Raw genomic sequence first — 25,391 nt, 5'->3', positions numbered from 1 at the left:
GCCGGTACGCGACGTATGCGCGGTGGCCGATTCAGGGCTCCTCGGAAGGTCCCGTGAGCTCCACGACCTCCCCGGCCTCCGGCGGTGGGCTGGTCGCCGGAGGGGGCAGCGGATAGGTGGTGACCGGCGAGGGCGTCACCGGCACGGCCGACACAGGGGCGGACGTCGGGCCGGGCGGGGCCGGGGAGTTGGTGAGCGGCGGGGTGCTCGCGGCGGCCATACCGTTCGCGAGGGCGTCGAAGTCGACGTACCCCGTGGCCTCCAGGACCTGGATGTGGTCGAGCACTGTCGTGTTCGCGTCGTCGGCGAGGGCGCGGACCAGGGAGTTGCGGGTGCTCGCGCGGACCTGCGCGACGACGGAGAACACCTTGCCGTGCGCCATCCGCAGCAGGTTGGCGAACTCGCGGTCGAAGTCCTCGCCCTGGGCCGCGTCCATGGTGCTGAGCCACTCGCGCTGCTGATCGCTCGGCTGGTCGGGCAGAACGAACCCGAGCCGTGACGCGACGTCCCGGACCCGCTCGTCGAGAAAAGTGTGGCCCTCGATCAGGTGTCGGCCCGCGATCCGTACGGCCTCGGTGGTGCCACGCAGCTGGGCCTGCTGACCGGCGGGCAGTTCCCACAGCCCCGCCTGCCGGACCTTGGTGAGGAAGTCGCGGTCGAGCGCCGACAACGGACCGAACCGTGTCGACACGGTCTGCGCGTTGAGCACGTCCACGCCGGTACCGGAACGGTCGGTGTACGACCAGACCGGGAAGATCAGCGCTACGAGGGTCGCCGCCAGCCCCGCGACGATGAGCCCGGTACCGCCGAGACCGGAACGTCGGTTGGATCGCATGGTGCCCTGCCTCCTGTTCGCGGCACCGCACGCTAATGCGCTTCGGGCACGGAGTTGGCATCGTACTGCGACCCCTACGCCGACTGCGGTACGAGCGGGGACGGCTGCGGGGGAGGGTGCGGACGCCCGATGACGGAGCGCGAGCCCTGTGCATACCTGGTCAAATACCTGCAAATCACCCGGCGAAGTGCCATGTAATGGGCGGCCCTGTTAACCCCCGCACAGTTTGCGGGGGTTGAGGCGGAGGTGCACGCTCGGCGGCGGCAGCTGTGACGGCGTACGCGGGGGGAGTGACGTTCGTCGCTCGGTGCCCCCTCGCGTCAGCGGCGCAGGAGTACGCGTCGGGTGGCCCGGGCCAGCCGGGCCGTGGGGTGCTGGGAGCGCGGGGCCGGGCCCGAGCGGTCGAGCCACCACTCGCGCAGCAGCCGCCGGCTCTCCGTGCTCCCGGGGGTCTCGGGCTGCCCGCCGAGCAGCAGGTGCGCGGCGAAGTCCAGCGCGTCACGCCGGTAACCGTCCGACATGGGGTGCCCGTGCGCGTACGCGAGGAACGCGGGCCGGTATTCCGCCCCGAGGATCTCGGGCAGCTCCGGCGCGACCTTCGCCACGACATCGGCCCGCTTCGCTCCGAGCGCCCGTGACTGCACCCCGAGCCGCACCCGGTCGAACCCCTCCGGCACGGGCGTCCCCGCGACGAGCGCGGAGAGCAGCGCGGTCTGCGCGAGGGCGACGCGCTGCCGGGCCGGGGTGCAGTCGGGGAGGTCATCGGCCACGGACGCTTCCGCCGCTGCCGTGGTCGCTGTTGACGCGGTCACGGAGGCGGTCTGGCGCACAGCGGCCGACTCCACCGTGGCGGCCCGCCTCAGTGTCCGCCGGATCGCGTCCAGCTCACGCTCCAGCTCGCCCGCGTCGGGGAAGTTGTCGTCCCGCTCCAGCAGGACCCCGGGCGGCGCGACCCGGGAGGCGAGGTCGGCGAGGATGTCGAGAACGGCGTCCGGGACCGGGTGGGCGTGGCTGTCGTGCCAGACGCCGTCCCGTTCGAAGCCGCCCGCGACATGGACGTACGCGATGGCCTCGACGGGTAGTTCGGCCAGGGCCTTCGCCGGGTCCTCGGCCCGGTTGACGTGGTTCGTGTGCAGGTTGGCGACGTCGACGAGGAGACGTACACCGGTCCGGTCCGCCAGTTCGTACAGGAACTGCCCCTCCGTCAGCTCGTCGTCCGGCCAGGCGATGAGCGCGGCGATGTTCTCGACGGCGAGGGGCACCGGGAGCGCGGCCTGCGCGATGCGGACGTTCTCGCACAGCACGTCGAGCGCGTCCCGGGTGCGGGGTACGGGCAGCAGGTGCCCGGCCTCCAGCAGCGGGGACGCGGTCAGCGGACCGCCCGCCCGGACGAACGCGATGTGCTCGGTGACCAGAGGTGAGCCCAGTGCCCCGGCCCGCTCGGCGAGCGCGGTGAGCCGGTCCTCGGCGGGCCGGTCGGCGCCGCCGAGACCCAGGGAGACACCGTGCGGGACGACCGTCACGCCGCGCTCGCGCAGCCGCAGCAGCGACTCGGGGAGATGGCCGGGGCAGAGGTTCTCGGCCACGGCCTCGACCCAGTCGATGCCCGGCATGGCCTCCACGGCGTCCGCGATCTCCGGCCGCCACCCGATGCCCGTACCCAGTCGCCCCAGTCGCTTCATCGTGTGTCTCCTTCTCCGACCGTCCCGGCCCACGGAGTGATGGCCCCCGTCGTCCTGGCCGAACCCCTGAGGGGGGATCTTCAGAGCAACATTTGAGCTTTCGGCCGCCCGCTGTCCTCCGGCCGCCTACCCGCCCTGCGTGACGGCGTTGGGGTCCTTCGCCTCCGGCCGGTTGGTGTTGACCACGCCCGGTGTCGTCGGCGAGGGCTTCGACTTGCCGGGGGTGTTGCCCGTCGGCTCGACGGCGGGCGCGTTGGGCGGCACCACCCCGGCGACCGGCGGCGGCGGACCGGTCGGGCTGGCGCTCGGGCCGGCGGCGCCCTCGGCGATGGTCTCGAAGTCGATCTGGCCGGTCTTCTCCAGGACCGTGATGTGGTCGAGCACCGTCTGGTTGGTGTCCGAGCACAACTGGCGCACCAGCGAGTTGCGGGTGAGGTTCCGCACCGTCGCGATGTCCGGCAGGATCTTGCCGTGCGCGGTCCGCAGGAGGTTCGCCCAGACCTTGTCGTAGTCCGCGGCGGAGGCCTCCGTCATCTGCTTCAGGAAGCCCTGCTGCTGGGCGTTCGGCACGCTGGGCAACGGGACGTTGAGCTGCGCGGAGATGGTCCGCGCCCGCCTGTCGAGGTCGTTGTGGCCCACGATCAGGTGGTTCGCCGCCTCCTTGACGGCGGCACTGGTGGAGCGCTGCATCGCCTGCTGTCCCGCGGGCAGTTCCCACAGTCCGGCAAGGCGCACGCGCACGATCAGGCTGCGGTCGAGCGCGGTCAGCGGGCCCCACTGCGTGTTCCACGTCTCTCCGGTGACCACGGCGGCCTTCGCGGCGTCGTCACGGTGAGGGTAGGAGTAGACGACGGGGTACGCGAGCGCGCCGAGCGTGCCGACGATTGCCAGGCCGACGAGGAGCGAGCCGTTCAAGCGGGGCAAAGGAGCCTCCCGGGGGAACCCAACTGGTCGTTGGGGACTGTTACTTGGCCAGTGAGGGAGATACGTGATCGTATCGGGACGTTCCGGCGAGCGGGCTGGGGCCGAAACCTGGGCCCGCTTCGCCGACACGTGTCAGATCGTGCCGTTCGCGATGCCGTCGAAGTCGACCTGGCCGGTCTTCTCCAGCATCGTGATGTGGTCGAGCACGGTCTGGTTGGTGTCCGTGGCCAGCTGGCGCACGAGCGTGTTGCGGGTGTTGTTCCGGACTACGGCGATGGGATTGAAGATCTTGCCGTGCGCGGACCGCAGGAGATTCGCCCAGGTCCGGTCGAAGGCCACCCCGTCCTGCGCCGCGTCCATCTGCGCCAGGAAGCCCTGCTGCTGTTCGTTCGGCTGGTTGGGCAGTTCGACATTGAGCTGGGCCGCGACCTTGCGCACCCGCTCGTCGAGGTCGGAGTGGCCCACCAGCAGGTGGTCCGCCGCGTCCTTGACGGTGGCGCTGCTGGAGCGTGCCATCGCCTTCTCCGCGGCGGGCAGTTCCCAGAGCCCGGCCAGCCGTATGCGCACGATCAGGTCGCGGTCGGAGGCCGTCAGCGGCCCCCACTGTGTGTTCACCGTGCCGGCGGCCATATTGGACACTCCGGTGCCGGAGCGGTCGGCGTAGGACCACACGGGGAACGAGACAGCGGCGATGGTCGTGGTCAGGGCCGCGATGACGAGGGCCGAGTGGTTGAAGCGCGGCAAAGGAGCCTCCCGGGGGAACCAACTGGTCGTTGGGCAGGTGTTACGTGGCCAGCGACAGAAGGTACGGGCCGGGACCCGGGGATGTTCAACGAAGATGTTTGAACCCTGTACGGCCCAGGGAACGATGGTCCGCGACCACCGTCGCCGAGCCGGGCGCGATCTCCGTGAAACCGGCATCACGGACCAACGGAAGCCCGCTGGAGGTCAGTTCGCGCCACCGGTCCGGCTCCGCCGTGCGGACGGCGAGCGGGAAATCCGCGTCGCGCCAGGCCGCGCGAGCCTCGTCCGACAGTTCCCACCACGCCAGTTGGGCGCCGTGCCCCGTCTGGGCCATCGCCTTGCCCGCCGACATGTCCAACTCCGGGTTCAGCCAGAGGACCGGCACCGCCGGGTCAGGGGGCAGCGGCGGCTCCGGATCGTCCAGGTCGGTGCCGGAGACCTGGAGCCGGGCCAGATCCTTGGGCCAGCCGTCCAGCGGCACGGGCGGGAAGACCCGTACCTCGGCCGACTTGCCGGTGACCGTGATGCCGGGCAGTGCCTCGGCCCGCCGCCACTCGGCCCCGCGCGCCCGCCGCACGACCTTGCGGATCCGGGCGTCCTGCCAGTCCAGCATGGCCTGCGCCCACTCCCCGTCCCCGGCCGACCGTTCGTCCCCGAGGATCACGAGAACGGCCCGGGCGGCGGTCTCCAGCGCGTCCGTACGAGCGGGTGGCGCGGCCTTCTCGATCCGGGCGACGAGGGGGAGGACGAACTGCGGTGCCTCGTCGCGAGGTGAAGGCTCGGAGCGAAAAGGGCTGTCGCCGGGAACGGCCGGGTCATTGGTCACGTCCTTCAGTCTGCCAGGCGGAAGATCGGCTCTTCCGGGGGGAGAGGACGGGGACCGCATGCGACACGCGCTTCGGCTGGACGGTGTGGGCCGCCGCTACGGCATACGCGGCCCCTGGGTGCTGCGCGGCGTGCACCTGGAGCTGGCCCCCGGGACCCTCACCCGCGTGGACGGCGCCAACGGCACCGGCAAGTCCACCCTCCTGCGCGTACTCGCCGGCATCGACGCCCCCACCGAGGGCAGCATCACCGGCCGCCCCCGCACCGCGTACGTCCCCGAACGGTTCCCCTCGGCGCTCCCTTTCACCGCGCACGGTTACCTCACGCATCTCGGCGCCGTGCACAAACTCTCCCGTACGGCCGCTGCCGGTGCCGCCGACGAGTGGCTGGAGCGGCTCGGCGCAGCCGCGTACGCCCGCACACCCATGGTGCAGCTGTCGAAGGGCAGCAGCCAGAAGGTCGCCGTAGCGCAGGCCCTTCTCGCCGACCCGGAACTGCTCGTCCTCGACGAGGCGTGGACGGGCCTCGACGCCGCCGCCCGGGGCGAGTTGGAGCGGGCCGTCGCCGAACGCACCGCGTCCGGCGCCTCGGTGGTGTTCGTCGACCATGACCCGGGCCGCCTGGCGGGGGCGCCCGACGCGACGTACACCGTGATCGAGGGCGGCCTCAACCTCCGTACGGCACAAGCCGGTTCACCGACGCCCAGCGGCCCACACCTGGTCGTCGAGGCACAAGGGCCAGTGGGCGCACAGCCCCCGGCCGAGGCGCTGCGGTGGGCGATGTCGAGCACGGAGACAGGGGCGCCGGGCTGCCACCGGCTCTGCTGCCCCGCGACCCACTCGGACGTCGTCCTGCGCGCCCTGCTCACGGCCCGACCGCCCTGGCACGTGGTGAGTGTGGAACCGGAGACCGCCGACAACACCAGTACGCCCGCCGGTACCGACGAGAGCCGCCGATGACCGCCCTTCTGCGTTACCAGGCAGCCCTGCTCGTGCGCTCGCAGCGCTGGCTGCCGCCGTTCATCCTGTACGCGGTGTTCCTCGGCGTCGGGGTACAGGGCGGGCAGCCCGTGCTGGACTCGCTCGGGTACGCGGCGGCGGCCGTCCTGCCGGTGGCCGCCTGGCTGGTGCGGATCCGCGCGGCCAACGAGCCGCCCGCCGCCCGCGCCGCCGTGGCCGCGGCCGTCGGCCCCGGACGGGCGCACCTCGCCTGTCTCCTGGTGGCACTGGCCGCGTCGGCGGCCCTCGGCACGGTCGCGACCGTCCTGGTGACCCTGATCAGCGACCCGGCGAGCGCCGACCACCAGACCCGGGTGGAGCCCCTCCCGGCCGGTGCGGCCGGATTGCTCGCCGCCCTGGCGTGCGCCCTGCTCGGCACGGCCGTCGGCGCGCTCACGACCTGGCCGCTGCTGCGCTCGCCCGGCCGGGCGGTGCCCGCGATGATGCTCGGCGCGCTGCTGGCGATGGTGGTGACCGGCTCTCCGGCCAAGGCGGCGATCACGTCCCTGGTGACCGGCTCACGCTCGGGCACGATCCCCGTCCCCCTGCTGCCACTGGCCGCGGCGGCACTGCTCACCGTGACGGCGACCGCCGTGGCCTGCGCGCTCACCTCACGCCGCTCACCCTGAGCAGGCCGAGCGCTGCGCCTCCTGCCATTCGCACACCGGGCAGAGCGTGATGCCCTTCCGCGCCCGCGGGTACTCGGTCGGCTCCCGGCACAGCACGCACTCGGCGTACGCCGCCTCGCCGCCCTCGCCCACGTGTTCGTCGCTCATGGCACCAGCGTAAGCCGGTCACCGCCGGCCGACCGAGGCGCCGATCAGCTCGCCGGCCCGGCCCCGCGTTCGTGATCGGTCGGCTATGTGGCGAGCAGGCGCCGCCTGGCCTCCGGCACGTCGAAGTCCGCCTTCGGGTACTGCGGGGCCAGCGCCTCCAGGTGCTCCAGCAGCAACCGGCTGACCGCCCAGTTGCGGTACCACTTGCGGTCCGCCGGGATCAGGTCTCGGCGAGGGACTTCTCGAAACCGTTGGTCTGGCCGTAGCGGCTGGTGAGCTGGGCCCGGGAGGCGAGTTCGTTCTCGGCCATGGGGCACCTCTTCCGGGTCCGGTCCCTCGATCCTGCGACGCGGGAGGGGGGCGCGCCAGCCGTCGGGTCAACCGCGGGTGCAGCGCCCCGTGGGCCTGTCGGCGGGCGGGCGGCACAGGTCGGCGAAGTCGGTGGCGCGGGCGCTCAGGTAACGGCCCACACAGCTGTCCGGTGTCGTCAGGCCGCGTTCGCCGCAGAAGGACAGCGCGGCCCGGCCGTCGGTGAACGGGCCTGGGGCGTAGATCACCCAGTAGCCCGGCCGCAGGGAGGCGTACGCGTCGCTGCGCACGAACACCGCCTCCGGCACCGACTCCCTGACCTTGGCGAGCCGTGCGTCCCGGGCGGCGGTCCCGGAGCCGACCGGCTCGGAGTGGAGCTGGGCGATCCAGCGGTCGGACACGGCGGGCGGGGTGGCCGAGGGAGGCGGCGAGCTGCTCGTACCGGACGCCCGGTCCGAGTCACCGTCCGACCCGTTCCCGCCGAGGAGGCGCGGGGCGAGAAAGACGGCGGCCACGGCGACGGCGACCGCGAGCACGGCGGACGCGGCGACCCGCTTACGGCGGTACGGCGATCGTCCGGGGCGCCGGCGGTCCTCGCGCCGGTCCGCCTCGGTCGCCACGGGCGCGGAGTACGGCCCTGTCCCACCGAGTTCCGGCACGCGGCCCACAGGCGCAGGCGGGGGCACCGTCAGCGTCCGCTGAACGGACCTGGCCGTTCCGCCCGCCGCCACCTGCCCCAGCATCTCCGCCAGCCTGCCCGCCTCGGGACGCGCCGCCGGGTCCCGATCGAGCAGCGCTTCGAGTACGGGGGCCAGCGCGCCGGAGCGGGACGGCGGCGGGACCTCGGACTCCAGGACGGCGGCCAGAGTGGTGAGCGAGGTCTCGCGGCGCAGGGGGCTCACGCCCTCCACGCACACGTAGAGCACGATTCCCAGGGACCACAGGTCGGCGGCCGGGTCGTCGGAGGGGCCACGGATGCGTTCCGGGGCGATGTACTCGGGGGAGCCGATGAGCTCGCCGGTCACGGTCAGGGCCGTCGCGCCCTGGAGCGCGGCGATCCCGAAGTCGGTGAGGACCGCGCTCCCGTCCTCGCGCAGCAGGATGTTCGCCGGTTTCACGTCCCGGTGCTGGACGCCCGCCGCGTGCGCCGCGCGCAGCGCGTCCAGTACCTGGCCGCCGATCCGCGCCGCCTCCACCGGCGTCAACGGGCCCGCTTCCAGGCGCTTGTCGAGCGAGACGCCAGGCACCAGCTCCATGACGATCCAGGGCTGCGGGTCGGCGTCGATGATCTGATGGACCGTCACCACCTGCGGGTGGCTGAGCCGGGCGAGCGCCCGCGCCTCGCGCATCACCCGCTCCCGCACGACGTCGGACGTCGCCGGGTCGTGCATGACCCGTACCGCCTTCAACGCGACCTCGCGGTGCAGCACGGCGTCGCGAGCCCGCCACACCGTGCCCATTCCACCACTGCCGAGCCGCTCCAGCAGCTCGAACCTGCCGTCGACCACGTCCCCCGGTACGTTCATGGCGGAAAGGTTAGTGGCCTGCCCGCCATGTCCCGTTCAGGGGGCACCCGCTATCGCTTCCAGGGGCCCCGCACCGCGAAGGTCGTCCCGGGCGTGTAGCAGTTGACGTACATCGTCCCGCCGTCGGGCGAGAAGGTGACGCCCGCGAACTCGCCCCACTCGGGGGCGCTTTCGGTGCCGATGTCTTGTGCGTTGCGGGCCATCGCGTACACCTCGCCCCCGCGTGTCACGCCGAACACGTGCTGGGCGCCGTCCCCGTCCTCGCACACCATCAGGCCGCCACTCGGGGCGAGACAGATGTTGTCCGGCGACTCGCCGGGGAGCTGGACGTCCGTGTCCGGGCCGAAGACGATGACCAGCGTGAGGCGGCGCGCGGCCGGGTCGTAGCGCCAGATCTGGCCGAAGTGGGTGGCCGCCGAGCCCTCGCTCGCGTGGGCGAACGACGACACGAAGTACACGCATCGCCCGCCCCAGTAGCAGCCCTCCAGCTTCTGCGCGTGCGTGATGCCCTGCCGGCCGAAGTCCTGGAGCCGGACGGGGGTCTGGGCGGCCAGCGGGTCCGGTACGTCCACCCACTCGACGCCGTGGAAGGTGGCACCCGGCTCCTGGATCGAGGAGAGGTCGGGTACGCCCGGCACGCGCATCGCCTGGAGCCGGCCGCCCGCGCGCAGTGAACCCACCCCGCCCAGCGGCCTCTTGGGCAGGAAGCGGTAGAAGAGGCCGAAGGGCTTGAGGAAGGCGTCCTCGGTCTCGTAGACGATGCCGCTCTTCGGGTCGACGGCGATCGCCTCGTGCTGGAAGCGGCCCATCGCGGTGAGCGGGACGGCGCCGGTGCGGTGCGGGTCGGCCCCGTCGACCTCGAAGATGAAGCCGTGGTCCTTGGTGTAGCCGTTGGTACCGGCCTTGTCCTCGGTCTCCTCGCAGGTCAGCCAGGTGCCCCAAGGGGTGGGCCCGCCCGCGCAGTTGACGGCCGTACCGGCGATGGCCACCCGCTCGGTGAGGACGTCGCCGTCCCGGTCGAGGGTGAGTGACGTACAGCCGCCCTTGCCCATCGGGTCGTAGGTGAGGCCCTTGACCGTCGGGACCGGAATTCTGGCGGTGACGCGGTTCTCGTGGTTGCGGACCAGGTGGACGCGGCCGTGCCGGCCCGCGAAGGCGGCCATGCCGTCGTGGTTGGAGGGTACGGGGCCCTCACCGGAGCGCAGGGCGTCGCCCTCACGGGAGAGGACCCGATAGCGGAAACCTTTCGGCAGGTCGAGCAGGCGCTTCGGGTCGGGGATCAGGGGGCCGTAGCCGGAGTGACCCAGCTCCTGGGCGGCGGCGGTACCGGCGAAGAGTTCGGAGAGGGCCCCGGTGAAGGCGATACCGACCCCCAGAGCGCCGGTACGGGCGAGGAGTTGGCGCCGGGAGGCGGGGGAGCCGTCAACTGTCGTGGGGGGAGCGTCTGTTGCGGGGCCGTCGAGTTCGGGCGTGCCGAATGCGGACATGGGGGCGACCTTCCTGCTGGCGGACAGGACTGTGACCTTGCTGTGTGTATCACGCCGTACGGGCCTCGGGAACCACGCGCGAAGCGTGCCTCATCCGGGTGACCCGCCCGGCGGCGGCTGCTGGGTCTGGGCCCGTTCGAGGAAGCGGAGCAGTTCCACCGGGAAGGGCAGGACGAGTGTGGAGTTCTTCTCGGCCGCGACCGCCACCACCGTCTGGAGGAGCCGGAGTTGGAGTGCTGCGGGCTGCTCGGACATCACTCCGGCGGCTTCCGCGAGCTTCTTCGAGGCCTGCAACTCGGCGTCCGCGTTGATGATCCGCGCCCGGCGTTCCCGGTCGGCCTCGGCCTGCCGGGCCATCGAGCGCTTCATGGTCTCCGGCAGGGACACGTCCTTGATCTCGACCCGGTCGATCTGCACACCCCACCCCATGGCCGGGCTGTCGATCATCAGCTCCAGCCCCTGGTTGAGCTGCTCCCGGTTGGACAGGAGATCGTCCAGGTCGCTCTTGCCGATGATGGAGCGCAGCGAGGTCTGCGCCATCTGCGAGACCGCGAACCGGTAGTCCTCGACCTGGATGATCGCCTCGGCCGCGTCGACCACCTTGAAGTAGACGACAGCGTCCACGCGCACGGTCACGTTGTCCCGGGTGATGCCCTCCTGGGCCGGGATCGGCAGGGTGACGATCTGCATGTTGACCTTGCGCAGACGGTCCACGAACGGGACCACCAGCGTGAAACCGGGCGGTCGTACGTCTCCGGTGAGGCGGCCGAGCCGGAAGACGACCCCGCGTTCGTACTGCTTGACGACCCGGGCGGCCGCCCCGACGTAGACGAGCCCGGCGCTTGCGGCGGCGACGCCCGCGGCCAGCAGTTCCTCAAGCATGACGACGACCTCTCGAAGTCGTCCCGTACGTGCCGATCGGCACCCTTGACAAACGATATGCCCGGTCAGGGGCTCGGGGCGAGCTCCTGACCGGGCAGCCGCAGAAACTACGGCGACGGCGTCATCATCTTGACCGGCTCCGTGCCGACCGCGCTGTGCCGCTCCGCCCAGCTCTCCAGAGCCGTACGGCAGGCATGGTCCAGGTGGTGCAGGCCTGACAGGTCCAGCTCTATCGGCCGGTCCTGGGGCAGCGCCTCCAGGCTGTCGAGGATCTTCGGCAGCCGCAGGAAGGTCGCGTTGCCCGACAGATGTGCCTGGACGGGCCCGGCGCCCTTGTCGATGACGTCCAGTTTGAGGTGCGAGGCCTCCCAGGCGGTCTTGCCCACGGACAGGGCGAGACCGATGAGTACGCCCTCGAACATGTTCACGGCCACGATCGCCACCGCCGTGACCACCAGGATCAGCGCCTCACCGCGGTGCTCGCGCCAGAGCAGGGTGATCCCGCGCAGCGGTATGAGCTTCCAGCCGGCGTGTACGAGGATGCCGGCCAGCGCGGGCAGCGGTATGAGCGCCAGCGCCCCGGGCAGCAGCGCCGCGAACAGCAGCAGCCATACGCCGTGCATGACCCGGGACGCCTTGGTCCGTGCCCCCGCCTGGACGTTCGCCGAGCTGCGCACGATCACCGCGGTCATCGGCAGCGCGCCCAGCAGGCCGCACACGGTGTTGCCGGCGCCCTGCGCCATCAGTTCCTTGTCGTACTGGGTACGCGGACCGTCGTGCAGCCGGTCCACGGCGGCGGCGCTGAACAGGCTCTCGGCGGACGCGATCAGGGTGAACGCCACGACCGTACCGAGCACGCTCAGGCTGCCCAGTTCGCCGAAGGCGCCGAGCCCGGGCAGTTGGACGGCGTCCAGCAGGCCCTTCACCTCGACGGTCGCCACCGGCAGGCCGAAGACGAGGGTGACGACGGTCGCCAGGACCACCGCGGCGAGCGCGCCCGGCACCGCCCGCACCTTCTTGGGCAGCCGCTGCCAGAGCACGATCACGGCGATCGTGCCCGCGCCGACGGCCAGTGAGGCCAGCGCGCTGGTGCTGCCCACGGCCTTCGCGGCGGCCTCGGGCAGCCCGGTGATCTTGTCCAGCCCGGCGGTCGGCGCCTTCAGCCCGGCCGCCGCGTACAGCTGCCCGGCGATGATCACGAGGCCGATTCCGGCCAGCATGCCCTCGACGACGGACACCGATATGGCCCGGAACCAGCGCCCGAGCTTCAGGGCGCCCATGGTGAGTTGCAGGAGCCCGGCGGCGAGGACGATCACCCCGAGCGCGGGCAGGCCGTGCTCCCGTACGGCCTCGAAGACCAGCACGGTGAGGCCGGCGGCGGGGCCGGACACCTGGAGGCTGCTGCCCGGCAGGAGTCCGGCGACGATGCCGCCCACGATGCCGGTGACCAGGCCGAGTTCGGCAGGCACACCGGAGGCGACGGCGACGCCCACGCACAACGGCAGAGCGACCAGGAACACGACGAGCGAGGCGGCGAAGTCCTGCCGCAGGTGGGGAAGCTTGGTACGTATGTTCATGGCGGCCCTCACAGCGCTTCGAACGCGTCGGTGGCGGCGCGGTGTTCGCGCACGGACCCGGTGTGGACCTCGTAGTACCAGCCGCGCAGCCGGAGTTGGCCCTTGGCCAGGCGTTGTTCCACACAGGGGTAGGAGCGCAGTCGCAACAGCTGTGTCAGGACGTGGTTCTGGACGGCCGAGGCGACCGTCGGGTCGTCGGTGTCGGACGGGGCAGTGGCCCCGGGGGCGTCGGCCGCGTGCGCGAGCCAGTCGCGTACGGCGGGTACGGCGGTGAGGTCGTCGCCGCGCACCAGGGCGCCGACGGCGCCGCAGTGCGAGTGGCCGCAGACCACGATGTCGTTGACTCCGAGGACCTCCACGGCGTACTCGATGGTGGCCGCCTCGCCGGTGGGGCGGGCTGAGGCGTATGGGGGGACGATGTTGCCCGCGGTGCGCAGCTCGAAGAGCTCACCCGGCCTGGCACCTGTGATCAGGGCCGGGACGACCCTGGAATCGGAGCAGGTGATGAACAGGACCTGGGGGGACTGGCCTTCGGCGAGCTTCGCGAACTCCTCGGGGCGCTGGCCGAAGGTGCGGGCGTTGTCGATGAGGGGCTGCATGTGGTGACTCCTCCTGGCGCGCCTCGATGGCGCGTCGGACGTACATGACAGTCGGATGTGCTGACAGGAGTGGGGGGACGTCCCTGCTGTCAGCAGCGGAACACCTGAAGTGCCGCCGGGGTGTGCGCGGTCATGGATCTGAGCGCCTGATGGCGGGACGCGACGCGTCTGTCCGGACCGGCCGGGGCCGCGGGGTCCACCGAGAGAAGCGGGCGTTCGGGTACCTGGGGACCCGAATCGACGACGCGGTGCCGGTCGAGGCTGCGCAGGGGCATGCGCGGGTCGTGGTGACGGCCGCCATCACCGCAGGTGACGTCCTCGTCGCGCTGGGCTGCCGCCCTGGGTTTGTTTCTGGGCTCCGTCTTGGCTTCGACATGACGGGCTGTGTGCGCGGATGCGAAGGATGCCGTTGGAGCGAAGAACTGGAGCGCCAGCAGGGCGGCGGCGAGGAGGGCGATCACGCTCCGGGCCGTAGCGCTACGGAACATGTGCCCCCCTCCAGGCGTTCGGCGATCTCTTGTGTACGTCAACGGTTGGTCAACCGCGGGTCAAGAAACACATTAACCCCGCGAAGTTGTTTGCAGGGTTAACTTAACGTTTCAGACTGAAGAGAGCCTGAAAAGCGGCGGTGGGATGACGTGAACTGATCGTTGACCTGCGGAAGTTCATATGGTCCGAAGATCAGGACCGCACGCACCTCGGGGTGTCACGAGGGCTCTACGAGGCCCTTGGCGTCGCGGGCCAGCGCCGTCAGGCGGGAGATCGCACGGAAGTACTTCTTGCGGTAGCCGCCGTTCAGCATCTCCTCGCTGAACAACTGGTCGAAGGGCAGACCGGAGGCGAGCACCGGCACCTCGCGGTCGTACAGCCGGTCGGCGAGTACGACGAGCCGCAGCGCCGTCGACTGGTCCGGAACCGGCCGCACCTCGGTGAGGCACACGACCTTCAGTCCGTCCGTGAGGGCGCCGTACCGGCTGGGGTGCACCCGGGCGAGATGGTCGAGGAGCTGCGGGAAGTCGTCGAGCGAGGCGCCCTCGGCGGCGTACGCGGCCTTGGTCACCTGCTCCTCGGAGTAGGGCGCCGGGGCCTGGGGCAGCCCCCGGTGGCGGTAGTCCTCGCCGTCGATGCGCAGTGCGCGGAAGTGGGCGGACAGGCCCTGGATCTCGCGCAGGAAGTCCGCCGACGCGAACCGCCCCTCACCGAGCTTCCCCGGCAGGGTGTTCGAAGTGGCGGCAAGCGCCACACCCGCGTCGACGAGCTTGCCGAGCAGGGTCGAGACGAGGACGGTGTCGCCCGGGTCGTCCAGTTCGAACTCGTCGATGCAGAGCAGCCGGTGGCCGGACAGGGTCTGGACGGTCTTCTGGAAGCCGAGGGCGCCGACCAGGTTCGTCAGCTCCACGAAGGTGCCGAAGGCCTTGAGCGCGGGCTCCGCCGGGGTGGCGTGCCAGAGGGAGGCGAGGAGGTGGGTCTTGCCGACGCCGTAGCCGCCGTCGAGGTAGACGCCACGGGGGCCGGCCGGCACCTTCGCGGCCTTGACCTTCCCGAGCCCGAAGAACCCCCGCTTGCCGCCGCCCACGGCGTGCGCCCCGCCGAGCCCGCCCGCGAAGCCGTCGAGGACCCGCACGGCCTCCGTCTGGCTCGGCTGGTTCGGGTCCGGGTCGTACGTCCCGAAGCGCACCGAGTCGAACCGGGGCGGCGGCACCATCTCGGCGACCAGCCGGTCCGCGGGGACATGCGGCTCACGGACGCACAGGGACAGCGGGGCCGCGTCGGCTATCGGACCGAAACCGGGGGCGGCGGGGATGGTATGCACGGTTCACCATGCTAAAGGCTGTCCGGTGTGCCCGGTCGGCCCGGACCGGGGGTGAGCCGACCTGCGGGTGGGCGGCGCGTGCCGCGTACGGCCGTGAGGTGGCGGAGGGTCGCGACCCGGAACGTCGGGCCGACGACGGCAACGCCGCAGTTGGGCGTGGTTCACCCCGTGGCCCCCGGGCCGGTCACCGGTCCGGCCCGCCGGACAGGCACCGGGCCCCGTGCCAGACTTCCTGGCATGCGACGCCTGTTCCCTGTGACCGAAGAGACAGTGGCCGACGCCTCGGGAGGGGCCGTGAGCGCCGGTGGTGCCGGTGACTCGCCCGGGAGCGGCAGGGCGGTCGACCGGGAGTGGAGTCTGGACGAGCTGGCCGCCGCCTATGCCTACCCCGAGCGGACGAACGAGCGCCGGGAAGCCTGGCTGCGCGCCAACATGGTGTCCACGCTCGACGGCGCCGCCCAGCACGACGGCCGTTCCCAGCCCATCTCCTCCGCCTGTGACATGCGGATCTTCGGCACCCTGAGGGCGCTGGCGGACGTGGTCCTGGTCGGTGCGGAAACGGTACGCCAGGAGGGGTACCGCCCGGCACGCGCGCGTGCGGAGTTCGCGGCGGCCCGCGAGGCGGCCGGACAGACGGAGGCCGCGGCGATCGCGATCGTCAGCGCGAGCCTGGAACTGGACTACTCGCTCCCCCTGTTCACCTCCCCCCTGGTCCCCACCCTGATCCTCACGGGCGCCGCTGCCGCCCCCGACCGTGTCGCGGCCGCGGAGAAGGCGGGCGCCCGGGTGGTCGTCGCCGGTGACGGCATGGGCGTGGACCCGGCGCGTGCCGTACAGGCCCTCGCCGAGCTCGGTCACACCCGGCTGCTGGCCGAGGGCGGGCCACGGCTGCTGGGGCAGCTGGTGGCGGCCGAGGTGCTCGACGAGCTGTGCCTGACGATCTCCCCGATGCTCACCGTGGGGGACGCCCAGCGGATCTCGGGCGGGCCCTCGGTGCCGGTTCCCCGTCACTTCGAACTGGTGTCATTGCTGGAGGAGTCCGGCTTCCTGTTCAGCCGCTATCACCGCTCCTGACGCGCGGGGGCACGCTCGTCCCGACACGATGCGGAACCTGTCGTTCCGTTTGTCTTTCGCTGGGCACACTAAATTTCGCAGTCCCCGTGCGATCACGGGGCAGGATGGTTTCAGCAGGGGCGTATGAACGGCCCACGGACGAGAAGGGCGCCTGTCGTGTTCACAAGCGTACTGATGATCGAGAAGGCCCTGACGTCCGCCGACGTGGAGTTCGTCTCCACCTTGCACGGCGACGAGGACGTGGCCTTCCACGTACTGCTCCAGCCCCGGGGCGACCAGGCCGACCGGCTGCTGCGGGCCATCGACGACATCGCGCTGGGCGAGCTCGACGAGGCGGCGCACGAGCGGGAGACCCCCGAGGGCAAGGACGCGGCGGCGATGGGGGAGCAGGCGCTGGAGGTGTCGCTGGCGGCGCTGCGAACAGCGGGGCACGAGGCGGAGGGGCGGATCGTCGAGGACCATCCGCTCGACGCGTTGCGGGGACTGGTCGACGAGATCGAGGCGGACGAGGTCATCGTGCTGACCGACCCCCACTACGTGGAGGAGTTCTTCCACCGGGACTGGGCCTCCCGGGCCCGGCACAAGGTGGGGGTGCCTGTGCTGAAGCTGTTCTCGCACAGCAAGGCGTAGTTGTCAGGCCATAGTCGTCCGGCCCTGATCGTCGGGCCCTGGTCGTGGGGCCGCGGGTCCGTGCTCCCTGTGAGGTGCCGCCCGACGCACGCAATAGGCTGGGACCCGTTCTAGCTGTCGTACCGCATCTGGGGAGAAACGCACATGGCACCCGGCCTTCCTTCCGCCATGGACCGACCGCACTTCATCGGCATCGGAGGCGCCGGGATGTCGGGGATCGCGAAGATCCTCGCGCAGCGCGGTGCCGAGGTGGCCGGCAGCGACGCCAAGGAGTCCGAGACCGCGGCGGCCCTGCGGGCGCTGGGCGCGACCGTGCACATCGGGCACGCGGCCGGGCACCTCGCCGCCGACGCCACCTGTGTCGTGGTCTCCTCCGCGATCCGCGCGGACAACCCGGAACTGGCGCGGGCGGCGGAACTGGGAATCCCGGTGGTCCACCGGTCGGACGCGCTCGCCCGGCTGATGGACGGCCTGCGGCCCATCGCGGTCGCGGGTACGCACGGCAAGACGACCACGACATCGATGCTGGCGGTGTCGCTCAGCGAGCTGGGACGCGGCCCCTCGTACGCGATCGGCGGCGACCTGGACGCGCCCGGCTCGAACGCCCTGCACGGCGACGGCGAGATCTTCGTGGCCGAGGCCGACGAATCGGACCGCAGCTTCCACAAGTACGCGCCCGAGGTCGCGATCGTCCTCAACGTCGAACTCGACCACCACGCCAACTACGCCTCCATGGACGAGATCTACGAGTCCTTCGAGACGTTCGCGGGCCGGATCGTACCCGGCGGGACGCTGGTGATCTCCGCCGACCAGGACGGCGCCCGCGAGCTGACCAGGCGCCTGCCGGACTCCGTGCGGGTGGTGACGTACGGGGAGGCGGCGGACGCGGACGTGCGGGTGCTGTCCGTCGTACCGCAGGGGCTGAAGAGCGAGGTGACCGTCGAGCTGGACGGCGCTCCGCTCACCTTCGCGGTGTCGGTTCCCGGCCGGCACTACGCCCTCAACGCGGTGGCCGCGCTGGCGGCGGGCGTCGCGCTGGGCGTGCCCGCGGGCGAGCTGGCCCCCGCCCTGGCGGCGTACACGGGGGTGAAGCGGCGGCTCCAGCTGAAGGGTGAGGCGGCGGGCGTCCAGGTCATCGACTCGTACGCGCACCACCCGACCGAGATGACGGCGGACCTGGAGGCGATGCGGTCGGCGGTCGGTGAGGCGCGCATCCTGGTGGTCTTCCAGCCGCACCTCTTCTCCCGCACCCAGGAGCTGGGCAAGGAGATGGGCCAGGCGCTGGCGCTCGCGGACGCGTCGGTCGTCCTCGACATCTACCCGGCCCGCGAGGACCCGGTTCCCGGCGTGACGAGCGCGTTGATCATCGACGCGGCGCGGGCGGCGGGCGCCGACGTGACGGCCGTCTCGGACAAGGCCGAGGTGCCCGAGACGGTCGCGGGAATGGCGAAGCCCGGTGATCTCGTTCTCACCATGGGCGCGGGTGATGTGACGGACCTGGGCCCGCGGATCCTGGACCGCCTGGCACGGTGACGTCCACGGTTCCGCAGTGACTTTCGCAGTAAGGGGCTGAGCTTCATGTCGTACGACGTCGAAAAGCCGGATGAGCAGTGGCGCGCGGAGCTGACGCCGGCCGAGTACGCGGTCCTGCGCCAGGCCGGCACGGAGCCCGCCTTCGTGGGTGAGTACACGGACTCCAAGACGAAGGGCGTCTACTCCTGCCGGGCCTGCGGGGCCGAACTGTTCACCTCGGACACGAAGTTCGAGTCGCACTGCGGCTGGCCGAGCTTCTTCGACCCGAAGGACACCGACGCGGTCGAACTGTTGTCGGACCGGACCCACGGCATGGTGCGGACCGAGGTGCGGTGTGCTCGGTGCGGATCACACCTCGGACACGTGTTCGAGGGTGAGGGGTATCCGACCCCGACCGATCAGCGGTACTGCATCAACAGCATCTCGTTGCGGCTGGCGCCCGAAGAGGGCTGAGCGCCGGGAAGCGAAACACGTCTGGGGCCCTGCCGTACGGCGGCAGGGCCCCAGACATGCTCGGAGTGCCTCAGGCCTCCGTGCTGAACACCCGGACGTCCCAGGCGCCGAGCTCCAGCTCGGTGCCGCCGGGGACCGGGCTGCCCTTCAGTACGTCCGTCAGGTCGGCCGGGGCCGTGACCCGCGCCGGCTCCCAGCTCCAGTTGTGGACGATGTGCACGCGCCGCCCGTCCTCGGCCGTACCGGTGGTCACCGTGACCGAGGCCGGGAGGTCCCCCCAGACACTGCGGGCGGTGGGGGTCAGCCAGGAGGCCAGCTCCCGGGCGAGGTCGCGGCCCGGCACCGTTCCGACGTACGTCACCTGGCCCGCGCCGTGACGGCGGGTGGTGACCGCCGGCCAGCGGCCGAAGTGCGGGTGGTCGTACGTCACCAGCGGCTCGGCGTCGGTCACGGTGAGACCGTCGGCCCAGTGCGACGCCTTCGCGTCCTCGGACAGTTGGAGGGGGCCGCCCGGCACGCCACGCACCGGGATCTCCTCGGTCAGGTTGCTGTACTCGTCGTAGCTGACGCCCGCCGCGTCCACCAGGCGTCCGGGGGCGAGTTCGTGGCGGGCCCGGGCCTCGTGGTCGGCGTACGCCGTGCGCGGGCCGAGGACCAGATGACCGCCGGCGTGGGCGTACGCCGCGAACCAGTCGAGGGTCGTGTCGTCGACGACGTACAGCGCCGGGACGACCAGGACCGGATGACGGCTCACCGCCTCCTCGGGGGTCAGGCCCTCCCGTTCGCCGCGCGGGTCGTGCAGCTGACGGGCGTGGACGATCCGGACCTGGCGGCCGGCGTCGAAGGCGCCCCGGTAGAACGGGTCGAAGATCCGGTGGTAGGCGGTGTCGTCCGGGCCGCCGTCACCCGTCGCGATCGGCGGATACTTCTGCATCAGCCACTTGCTGGGCGTCGAGTAGACCATCGTGATGTCGGCGTCCGGTTCGAGACCGGCGACCAGCGAGCCCGCCGCGTCCAACTCGATTCCGAGCTGCGCCAGTTCGGCATAGGCCCGGCCGGGCCGGCCGCTGTGGGGGAGGACGCCGCCCCAGTACGTCTCGGCGCCGAAGTGCAGCGTGTGCCAGTGCCAGTACTCGATCATCCTGGCCCCGCGCCCGACCAGCGCCCAGGCGGCCTGGCGCCACTGGCCGTCGTAGGCCGGGCGGTTGTGCCACGGCTCGCCGATGGACGAGGCGTTCGTCTCGGTGACCAGGAACGGGGCCTGCTTGGACGAGAACATCCAGTCGGCGGTCTGGTAGAGGGCCCAGACGCCCGTGGTCTTCCAGTGCTGGGCGTACGCGTCCGGCGTGAGGTCGGGCAGCGCGAGGCCGTCCTGCATGGCGTAGTACGGGTTGCCCGACGCGATGTCGAGCGGCACGCTGAGTTCCTCGTCCTCCACCGCCCGACGGGTGTACGAGATACAGGTGGTGACGAACTGCTCCGGGTTCGCGTACTCCCGGACGATGTCGGCCTGCCAGCCGATGAACTCGGTGACCTGTCGGGCCTGGAACTCCCGCCAGGCGACGTCATATTGGGGCTGGAAGTTGCCGTCGGGGGTCCACAGGTCGGCCCAGGTGGACAGGCGGTGCGACCAGTAGACGAGGCCCCATTCCCGGTTCAGGGTCTCGACGTCCCCGTACTTCGCCCGGAGATGGTCGACGAAGCGCTCGAACACGCCCCGGTTGTAGAGGAGTTCGTTGCCGGGCTCGTTGTCGACCTGGAAACCGATGACCGCCGGGTGGTCGGCGTACCGTCCGACGATCTTCCGGATCACCCGCTCGGCGTGGAACCGGAACGCGGGGTGCGTGAAGTCGACCTCCTGCCGGGCGCCCCAGCCGATCCGCTCCCCGGTGGCCCGCTCGCCGGTGATCTCCGGGTACTGGCGGGCCAGCCACGGCGGCACGGCGTAGGTCGGTGTGCCGAGGACCACGGCGATACCGCGCTCATGGGCGCCGTCGAGCACCGGCTCCAGCCAGTCGAGGTCGAAGCTGCCGTTCTCGGGCTCCCAGGTCGACCAGACCGATTCGCCGACCCGGATCACGGTGAAGCGGGCGTCGGCCATCAGGTCGAGGTCGGTCTTGAGCTGTTCGCCGGGACGGAACTCGGGCCCGTGGGTGGGCTGGTACTCGTGGTAGTACGCGGCGCCGAAGAGGACGCGGGCGGGCAGAACCGCCATGAAGTCAACCTCCAGTGGGGGAAGGGGAGTTGGGCAACTCGTGCAGCTGGGCCGGGAGTTACTGCTTGACGCCGCCGGTGGCCAGGCCGCTCTGCCAGTACCGCTGGAGCATCAGGAAGGCCACGACGAGCGGGATCACCGAGATCATCGACCCGGTCACGACCAGCGCGAGCATGTCGCTGCTGGCGCCCGCCCCGCCGTTCTGAGCCTGGGCGGCCCAGGAGGAGAGTCCGACCGTGACCGGGTACAGGTCCGGGTCGTTGAGCATGATCAGCGGCAGGAAGTAGTTGTTCCAGGTCGCCACCAGCGTGAACAGCAGCACCGTCACCAGTCCCGGCGCCAGCAGCCGCAGCACGATCTGGGAGAAGATCCGGAACTCCCCGGCCCCGTCCATCCGGGCGGCTTCGAGGATGCTGTCGGGCACCGCGTCCTGGGCGTACACCCGCATGAGGTACAGCCCGAAGGGGCTCACCAGCGAGGGCAGGATGATCGCCCACGGCGTGTTCACCAGGCCCACCTTGGCGAACAGCAGATAGGTCGGAATGGCCAGGGCCGTCGCCGGCACCATGACCGCGCCGAGCACGAGGTTGAAGGCTGCGCCGTTCCCGCGGAACCGGAACTTGGCGAAGCCGTACCCCGCCGCTGCCGCCAGGATGGCGGCGCCGACGGCGCTGACACCGGCGTACAGCACGGTGTTGAGCAGCCAGTGCGCGAAGACGCCGTCGTCCTGGGTGAAGGTCAGGCGAATGTTCGTCAGCAGCTGCGGCGCGTCGGAGAACCACAGGCCGAAGGTGTTGATCAGGTCCCGCGTGCTCTTCGTGGAGGCGATCAGCAGCCAGAGAAGCGGGAGGAGGAAGTAGGCGAGCACCGCCAGCATGGCGATCGTGAGGGGTGTGCTGGTACGGCGGGCCGGTCGGCGGCGCTGCTCGGCTGCCTTGGGGGCCTTGTCGGCGGCAGGAACCACGCCGCCGGCAGGGGGAGTTGTGGTGGTCACGCGGGCCTCCTGCGGTTCGCGGTGAGCAGGAAGGCGTACGAGATGATCACGATCAGCAGGCCGAGGAGGAAGGAGACGGCTGCCGCGTAGTTGATCTGCTGGCTGGTGAAGGCGAGCGTGTAGGCGTACAGGTTGGCGGTGTACGAGCTGTCGATGACGTCCGGGACGATCTTCAGCAGCAGGTTGGGCTCGTTGAAGAGCTGGAAGCTGCCGATCACCGAGAACAGCAGGGTGAGCGTCAACGCGGGCCGCAGCGCGGGGAGTTTGATGGACCAGGCGATCCGCCAGGCGCCCGCTCCGTCCAGTGCGGCGGCCTCGTAGAGGTCCTGCGGAATGGTACGCAGGGCCGCGTACAGGATGATCATGTTGTAGCCGACGAACTCCCAGGTCACGATGTTGGCCAGGCTGCCGAGCATCCAGCTGTCGGTCAGGAAGTGCGGGGCGGGCAGGCTCAGTTTGTCGCTGAGCTGGGCGAACGGGCCGAAGTCCGGGCCGTAGAGGTAGCCCCACATCAGGGTGGCGACCACGCTCGGGACGGCGTACGGCACGAAGATGCCCAGCCGGATCACCCGGGACAGCCGCAGCAGGCCGCTGTCCAGGGCGAGGGCGAAGAGCAGGGCCAGCAGCAGCATCAGCGGGACCTGGATCACGAAGAAGGTCGCCACCCGGATCACCCCCTCGCGGAGCTGGGGGTCCTTGAGGGCCGTGACGTAGTTGTCCAGGCCGACGAACGACGTGCCGCCGACCAACTTCTCCTGGAACAGGCTCAGATAGGCCGCGTAGCCGAGCGGGGCGAGGAACAGGAGAAGGAACAGGGCCATGAAGGGGGCGATGAACAGCGGGCCCGCCGACCGGGGCCGCGCGAGGTGCTTGGCCATGTCAGGGAGCCGCCTTCACGGTGAAGCCCTGGCTCTTGGCGAACGTGGTGATCCGCGTCTGCCAGCCCCCGAGCGCGTCGACCGTGTCGGTCTTTCTGGCCAGGGAACGGCCCACGGTCTCCGTCCAGTCGGTGGCCACCTGGTCGAGGAACGGCGGCCACTGGAAGGAGGGGTTGACCTCGTCGCTGATGCCGGCGAAGACCTCGTTGACCTTCTGGCCGCCGTAGAAGGCGGGGGTGTCGCCGATGAAACTGGCGTCCGCGAGCAGGGCCTTGGTCGCGGGGAAGAAGAACTGCTTCGTCGCGAACATCTTCGCGCTCTCGGGGTCGCTGTTGAGGAACTTGGCGAACTCGGCCGCCGCGATGGGGTTCTTGGTGGACCGGATCACCGCGGTCGTCGAACCGCCCCAGTTGCCCGCGCTCGGCTTGGACGCGTCCCACTGCGGCATCGGCGCCGCCCGCCACTTGCCGGAGGTGTCCTTGGCCGAGCCGGAGAGGAACGCAGGGCCCCAGGCCCCGGTCATCCAGGTGGCGTACTTGCCCTTGTTGAGCGCCGCGTACCAGGAGTCCGTGAAGTCCGGCTCGACGCCGATGACTCCCTCCTGCGCGAGGCCGCCCCAGAACGCGCCGAGCTTCTTGGAGACCGCGTCGTCGACGCTGACGGTGATGTCGCTCTTGCCGGAGGTGACGTACGGCTTGGCGCCCGCCTGCCACAGCAGGCCGTGCCAGGCGGCGACCTGGTTCGCGGCGAGGTTCGTCAGATAGACGTTCGGGTCTGCCTTGTGCAGCTTGCGCGCGGCCTCGGCGAACTCGTCCCAGGTCTTGGGGACTTCGATGCCGTGCTTGTCGAAGATGTCCTTGCGGTACAGCATGCCCATCGGGCCGGTGTCCTGCGGGATCGCCCAGAGTTCGCCGTTGCTGCCACTGACCTGGCCCCAGGTCCAGTCGACGAACTGCGACTTGAGGGCGGAGGCGCCGTACGGCCGCAGATCCAGGAGGCTGTCGGTGATCGTGAAGGTCGGGATGGCCTGGTACTCGATCTGCACCATGTCCGGGGCGCCGCTGCCGGCCTTGAGTGCCGTACGCAGCTTGGTGTACTCCGGGACGCCCTGACCGGCGTTGACGGCCTTGATCTTGATCGCCGGGTACTTCTTCTCGAAGAGGGCGATCTCCTGCTCGATGTTCGGGACCCACGTCCAGAACGTCAGCTCGGTCGGGGTCTTCATCGCCTTGTCGATGTCGGCCTGGCTGACCGGCTTCGAGGAGGTCGACTTGCTGTCGGAACCGCCCCCGCCACAGGCGGTCAGGGCCGCGCCGAGCGAGGCGGCACCGGCCGCGGTGAGGAGGAGACGACGGCTGATGGCAGAGGAGGAGGCGATGTTCTTGCGCATGGTGAACTCCGGCCGGGGCGAAAGGGAGTGGAGAGAAGGGAGGGAAGGCAGAGAAACAGAGGAGGGGGCCGCAGGGTGGGGCTGACCGGCCTTTTTGTCGGTGCGGCTACCGGTGGGGCGGGGGTGCGGTGGAGGACCGTACGACGAGGTCGACCGGTGGGTCGCTCGGCGGCAGGGGGTCCGCGTCCGGGTTCTCGATGGCGTGCAGGAGCCGTTTGAGGCCTTCCTGCGCCACGGCGTCGAAGGGCTGGCGCACGGTGGTGAGCGGCGGTGTGACGTACGCGGCGACCGGGATGTCGTCGAACCCGACCACGCTGACGTCGTCCGGCACGCGCCGGCCGGCCTCCGTCAGGGCCCGGATCAGCCCGATGGCCATGTCGTCGTTGGCGGCGAACACGGCGGTCACCGAGGGATCGGCGGCGAGTCGACGCCCCGCCGTGTATCCCGAGGCGGCCGACCAGTCGCCCACGACGACGGGCGGCTCGGGCGCTCCGTGGGCCGCGAGGGCGGCCCGCCATGCGGTGAGCCGGTCCCTGGCCGCGTACCAGCGGGGCGGCCCCGAGAGATGATGGACCGTCATATGACCGAGATCCAGAAGGTGTTGGGTCGCGGCCCGGGTCAGCAGGTCGGCACCGCCGCCCGAGGTGACCGGGCGGGAGGTGGCGAAGGGGGTCGGCGCGCCGATGACCAGGACCGGCACGTCGACGGAGAGTCCCGCCGCGCTCGTGCCCTCGTCGATCGGTTCGGAGACGACGATGCCGTCCACTCCCTGTTCGAGGAGTGAGCCGACGGCGCCGGCGACGCCCGCGGGGTCGCCCTCCATCGTGTTGACGACCCGCAGCGCGTACCCGGTGTCCCGGACGGCGCGCTCGATACCCATGAGCAGTGAGGCGGGCCCGTACAGGGCGGTGCCCAGCGTCACCACGCCGATGGATCTCGTCCGCCCGGAGGCGAGTGCCCGGGCGGCGTTGTTCATCCGGTAGCCGAGGTCCTCGGCGGCCTGGAGAACACGGCGCCGTACGTCCTCGGAGACATACGGCTCGCTGTTGAAGACCCTGGACACGGTCTTCTGCGAGACCCCCGCGAGACGCGCCACGTCGACACTGCGGGGTGTCGACGAGGTCGCACCCCGCCCTGTCTGTCGTGTCACGGTGACTCCCGGTGGCCGGCGCCCACGGCGGCCGGAGGATGGCTGTGGCTGACCGTGGACCTGAGATGGGACAGCGTCCGCCGACTTTCTGACTGCG

24 protein-coding genes and 1 pseudogene are annotated in these 25,391 nt (G+C 71.1%); 6 read left to right on the top strand and 19 right to left on the bottom strand.

Annotated features, from left to right (window positions below; all coding sequences use genetic code 11):
- Nucleotides 1–31 precede the first annotated feature (31 nt).
- The 5 genes from QA861_RS09315 to QA861_RS09295 all read right to left on the bottom strand — a co-directional run bounded on the left by QA861_RS09315 (nt 32) and on the right by QA861_RS09295 (nt 5,011).
- Complete coding sequence (locus QA861_RS09315) at nt 32–835, bottom strand: DUF4142 domain-containing protein (protein WP_334587747.1); 804 nt, start codon at nt 833–835, stop codon at nt 32–34.
- A gap of 320 nt (nt 836–1,155) precedes the next feature.
- Nucleotides 1,156–2,517, bottom strand: a complete 1,362-nt coding sequence (locus QA861_RS09310) for an MbnB/TglH/ChrH family RiPP precursor modification enzyme (RefSeq protein ID WP_334587746.1) — start codon at nt 2,515–2,517, stop codon at nt 1,156–1,158.
- Between the two features lie 126 nt (nt 2,518–2,643).
- Entirely contained in the window at nt 2,644–3,441 is a 798-nt protein-coding gene (locus tag QA861_RS09305; protein ID WP_334587745.1) for a DUF4142 domain-containing protein, read from the bottom strand.
- A 132-nt stretch (nt 3,442–3,573) separates the two neighbouring features.
- Complete coding sequence (locus tag QA861_RS09300; protein WP_334587744.1) at nt 3,574–4,185, bottom strand: DUF4142 domain-containing protein; 612 nt, start codon at nt 4,183–4,185, stop codon at nt 3,574–3,576.
- 85 nt (nt 4,186–4,270) lie between these two features.
- The gene (locus QA861_RS09295) at nt 4,271–5,011 is read right to left on the bottom strand and encodes a peptidyl-tRNA hydrolase (protein ID WP_334587743.1); all 741 of its coding nucleotides are present in this window, start codon (nt 5,009–5,011) and stop codon (nt 4,271–4,273) included.
- Between the two features lie 58 nt (nt 5,012–5,069).
- Here QA861_RS09295 and QA861_RS09290 point away from each other — a divergent pair, with 58 nt between their 5' ends.
- Nucleotides 5,070–5,969 (top strand): ABC transporter ATP-binding protein, encoded by a 900-nt coding sequence (locus QA861_RS09290; RefSeq protein WP_334587742.1) that lies wholly within the window; start codon nt 5,070–5,072, stop codon nt 5,967–5,969.
- On the top strand, nt 5,966–6,637 hold the full coding sequence (locus tag QA861_RS09285) for an ABC transporter (protein WP_334587741.1): 672 nt from the start codon (nt 5,966–5,968) through the stop codon (nt 6,635–6,637). Before QA861_RS09290 ends, QA861_RS09285 begins: the two co-directional genes overlap by 4 nt.
- On the opposite strand, the gene QA861_RS09280 is transcribed toward QA861_RS09285, so the two are convergent.
- The 9 genes and pseudogenes from QA861_RS09280 to zapE form a co-directional block, all read right to left on the bottom strand.
- Nucleotides 6,629–6,784 carry a hypothetical protein gene (locus QA861_RS09280; RefSeq protein ID WP_334587739.1) on the bottom strand — a complete coding sequence of 52 codons (156 nt, stop codon included), beginning with the start codon at nt 6,782–6,784 and terminating at the stop codon, nt 6,629–6,631. The two genes, QA861_RS09285 and QA861_RS09280, sit on opposite strands and share 9 nt — an antisense overlap.
- A gap of 83 nt (nt 6,785–6,867) precedes the next feature.
- Nucleotides 6,868–7,008: pseudogene (locus QA861_RS09275) on the bottom strand (polyphosphate kinase 2 family protein); the annotation flags it as partial.
- 153 nt (nt 7,009–7,161) lie between these two features.
- The gene (locus tag QA861_RS09270; RefSeq protein WP_334587738.1) at nt 7,162–8,619 is read right to left on the bottom strand and encodes a serine/threonine-protein kinase; all 1,458 of its coding nucleotides are present in this window, start codon (nt 8,617–8,619) and stop codon (nt 7,162–7,164) included.
- A gap of 50 nt (nt 8,620–8,669) precedes the next feature.
- Complete coding sequence (locus tag QA861_RS09265) at nt 8,670–10,106, bottom strand: alkaline phosphatase PhoX (protein WP_334587737.1); 1,437 nt, start codon at nt 10,104–10,106, stop codon at nt 8,670–8,672.
- 90 nt (nt 10,107–10,196) lie between these two features.
- Entirely contained in the window at nt 10,197–10,988 is a 792-nt protein-coding gene (locus QA861_RS09260) for a slipin family protein (protein WP_334587736.1), read from the bottom strand.
- A gap of 107 nt (nt 10,989–11,095) precedes the next feature.
- The gene (locus QA861_RS09255) at nt 11,096–12,565 is read right to left on the bottom strand and encodes a SulP family inorganic anion transporter (RefSeq protein WP_334587735.1); all 1,470 of its coding nucleotides are present in this window, start codon (nt 12,563–12,565) and stop codon (nt 11,096–11,098) included.
- An 8-nt stretch (nt 12,566–12,573) separates the two neighbouring features.
- Nucleotides 12,574–13,164 carry a carbonic anhydrase gene (locus tag QA861_RS09250; protein WP_334587734.1) on the bottom strand — a complete coding sequence of 197 codons (591 nt, stop codon included), beginning with the start codon at nt 13,162–13,164 and terminating at the stop codon, nt 12,574–12,576.
- Between the two features lie 89 nt (nt 13,165–13,253).
- Nucleotides 13,254–13,652 carry a hypothetical protein gene (locus QA861_RS09245; RefSeq protein WP_334587733.1) on the bottom strand — a complete coding sequence of 133 codons (399 nt, stop codon included), beginning with the start codon at nt 13,650–13,652 and terminating at the stop codon, nt 13,254–13,256.
- Nucleotides 13,653–13,870: 218 nt separating this feature from the next.
- Nucleotides 13,871–14,977 (bottom strand): cell division protein ZapE, encoded by a 1,107-nt coding sequence (gene zapE / locus QA861_RS09240; protein ID WP_334587732.1) that lies wholly within the window; start codon nt 14,975–14,977, stop codon nt 13,871–13,873.
- Nucleotides 14,978–15,214: 237 nt separating this feature from the next.
- Here zapE and QA861_RS09235 point away from each other — a divergent pair, with 237 nt between their 5' ends.
- From QA861_RS09235 to msrB, 4 genes are all read left to right on the top strand, one after another.
- Complete coding sequence (locus QA861_RS09235; RefSeq protein ID WP_334587731.1) at nt 15,215–16,051, top strand: pyrimidine reductase family protein; 837 nt, start codon at nt 15,215–15,217, stop codon at nt 16,049–16,051.
- 156 nt (nt 16,052–16,207) lie between these two features.
- The gene (locus QA861_RS09230) at nt 16,208–16,681 is read left to right on the top strand and encodes a putative universal stress family protein (RefSeq protein ID WP_334587730.1); all 474 of its coding nucleotides are present in this window, start codon (nt 16,208–16,210) and stop codon (nt 16,679–16,681) included.
- Between the two features lie 144 nt (nt 16,682–16,825).
- Nucleotides 16,826–18,214, top strand: a complete 1,389-nt coding sequence (murC, locus tag QA861_RS09225) for a UDP-N-acetylmuramate--L-alanine ligase (RefSeq protein WP_334587729.1) — start codon at nt 16,826–16,828, stop codon at nt 18,212–18,214.
- A gap of 45 nt (nt 18,215–18,259) precedes the next feature.
- On the top strand, nt 18,260–18,667 hold the full coding sequence (gene msrB, locus QA861_RS09220; protein ID WP_334587728.1) for a peptide-methionine (R)-S-oxide reductase MsrB: 408 nt from the start codon (nt 18,260–18,262) through the stop codon (nt 18,665–18,667).
- 70 nt (nt 18,668–18,737) lie between these two features.
- On the opposite strand, the gene QA861_RS09215 is transcribed toward msrB, so the two are convergent.
- The 5 genes from QA861_RS09215 to QA861_RS09195 form a co-directional block, all read right to left on the bottom strand.
- Nucleotides 18,738–20,882 carry a beta-galactosidase gene (locus QA861_RS09215; RefSeq protein ID WP_334587727.1) on the bottom strand — a complete coding sequence of 715 codons (2,145 nt, stop codon included), beginning with the start codon at nt 20,880–20,882 and terminating at the stop codon, nt 18,738–18,740.
- A 58-nt stretch (nt 20,883–20,940) separates the two neighbouring features.
- Nucleotides 20,941–21,876 carry a carbohydrate ABC transporter permease gene (locus tag QA861_RS09210; RefSeq protein ID WP_443041463.1) on the bottom strand — a complete coding sequence of 312 codons (936 nt, stop codon included), beginning with the start codon at nt 21,874–21,876 and terminating at the stop codon, nt 20,941–20,943.
- A complete protein-coding gene (locus QA861_RS09205; protein ID WP_334587726.1) occupies nt 21,873–22,754 on the bottom strand; it encodes a carbohydrate ABC transporter permease in 882 nt (293 codons plus the stop codon). Before QA861_RS09205 ends, QA861_RS09210 begins: the two co-directional genes overlap by 4 nt.
- 1 nt (nt 22,755) lies before the next feature.
- Nucleotides 22,756–24,144 carry an ABC transporter substrate-binding protein gene (locus tag QA861_RS09200; protein ID WP_334587725.1) on the bottom strand — a complete coding sequence of 463 codons (1,389 nt, stop codon included), beginning with the start codon at nt 24,142–24,144 and terminating at the stop codon, nt 22,756–22,758.
- Nucleotides 24,145–24,250: 106 nt separating this feature from the next.
- Complete coding sequence (locus tag QA861_RS09195; RefSeq protein WP_334587724.1) at nt 24,251–25,294, bottom strand: LacI family DNA-binding transcriptional regulator; 1,044 nt, start codon at nt 25,292–25,294, stop codon at nt 24,251–24,253.
- Between the last annotated feature and the right edge of the window lie 97 nt (nt 25,295–25,391).

Source organism: Streptomyces sp. B21-083 (genome assembly GCF_036898825.1).
Classification (GTDB): domain Bacteria; phylum Actinomycetota; class Actinomycetes; order Streptomycetales; family Streptomycetaceae; genus Streptomyces.
The sequence above is the reverse complement of the archived record's forward strand: the minus strand, read 5'-3'. Positions and strand labels throughout refer to the sequence as shown.

Coding starts and splice junctions, on each gene's coding strand:
- QA861_RS09280 (WP_334587739.1), bottom strand. CDS start 6,784: ATGAGCGACGAACACGTGGGCGAGGGCGGCGAGGCGGCGTACGCCGAG.
- QA861_RS09235 (WP_334587731.1), top strand. CDS start 15,215: ATGCGACGCCTGTTCCCTGTGACCGAAGAGACAGTGGCCGACGCCTCG.
- QA861_RS09315 (WP_334587747.1), bottom strand. CDS start 835: ATGCGATCCAACCGACGTTCCGGTCTCGGCGGTACCGGGCTCATCGTC.
- murC (WP_334587729.1), top strand. CDS start 16,826: ATGGCACCCGGCCTTCCTTCCGCCATGGACCGACCGCACTTCATCGGC.
- QA861_RS09205 (WP_334587726.1), bottom strand. CDS start 22,754: ATGGCCAAGCACCTCGCGCGGCCCCGGTCGGCGGGCCCGCTGTTCATC.
- QA861_RS09265 (WP_334587737.1), bottom strand. CDS start 10,106: ATGTCCGCATTCGGCACGCCCGAACTCGACGGCCCCGCAACAGACGCT.
- QA861_RS09255 (WP_334587735.1), bottom strand. CDS start 12,565: ATGAACATACGTACCAAGCTTCCCCACCTGCGGCAGGACTTCGCCGCC.
- QA861_RS09200 (WP_334587725.1), bottom strand. CDS start 24,144: ATGCGCAAGAACATCGCCTCCTCCTCTGCCATCAGCCGTCGTCTCCTC.
- QA861_RS09250 (WP_334587734.1), bottom strand. CDS start 13,164: ATGCAGCCCCTCATCGACAACGCCCGCACCTTCGGCCAGCGCCCCGAG.
- QA861_RS09285 (WP_334587741.1), top strand. CDS start 5,966: ATGACCGCCCTTCTGCGTTACCAGGCAGCCCTGCTCGTGCGCTCGCAG.
- QA861_RS09270 (WP_334587738.1), bottom strand. CDS start 8,619: ATGAACGTACCGGGGGACGTGGTCGACGGCAGGTTCGAGCTGCTGGAG.
- msrB (WP_334587728.1), top strand. CDS start 18,260: ATGTCGTACGACGTCGAAAAGCCGGATGAGCAGTGGCGCGCGGAGCTG.
- QA861_RS09215 (WP_334587727.1), bottom strand. CDS start 20,882: ATGGCGGTTCTGCCCGCCCGCGTCCTCTTCGGCGCCGCGTACTACCAC.
- QA861_RS09260 (WP_334587736.1), bottom strand. CDS start 10,988: ATGCTTGAGGAACTGCTGGCCGCGGGCGTCGCCGCCGCAAGCGCCGGG.
- QA861_RS09310 (WP_334587746.1), bottom strand. CDS start 2,517: ATGAAGCGACTGGGGCGACTGGGTACGGGCATCGGGTGGCGGCCGGAG.
- QA861_RS09290 (WP_334587742.1), top strand. CDS start 5,070: ATGCGACACGCGCTTCGGCTGGACGGTGTGGGCCGCCGCTACGGCATA.
- QA861_RS09245 (WP_334587733.1), bottom strand. CDS start 13,652: ATGTTCCGTAGCGCTACGGCCCGGAGCGTGATCGCCCTCCTCGCCGCC.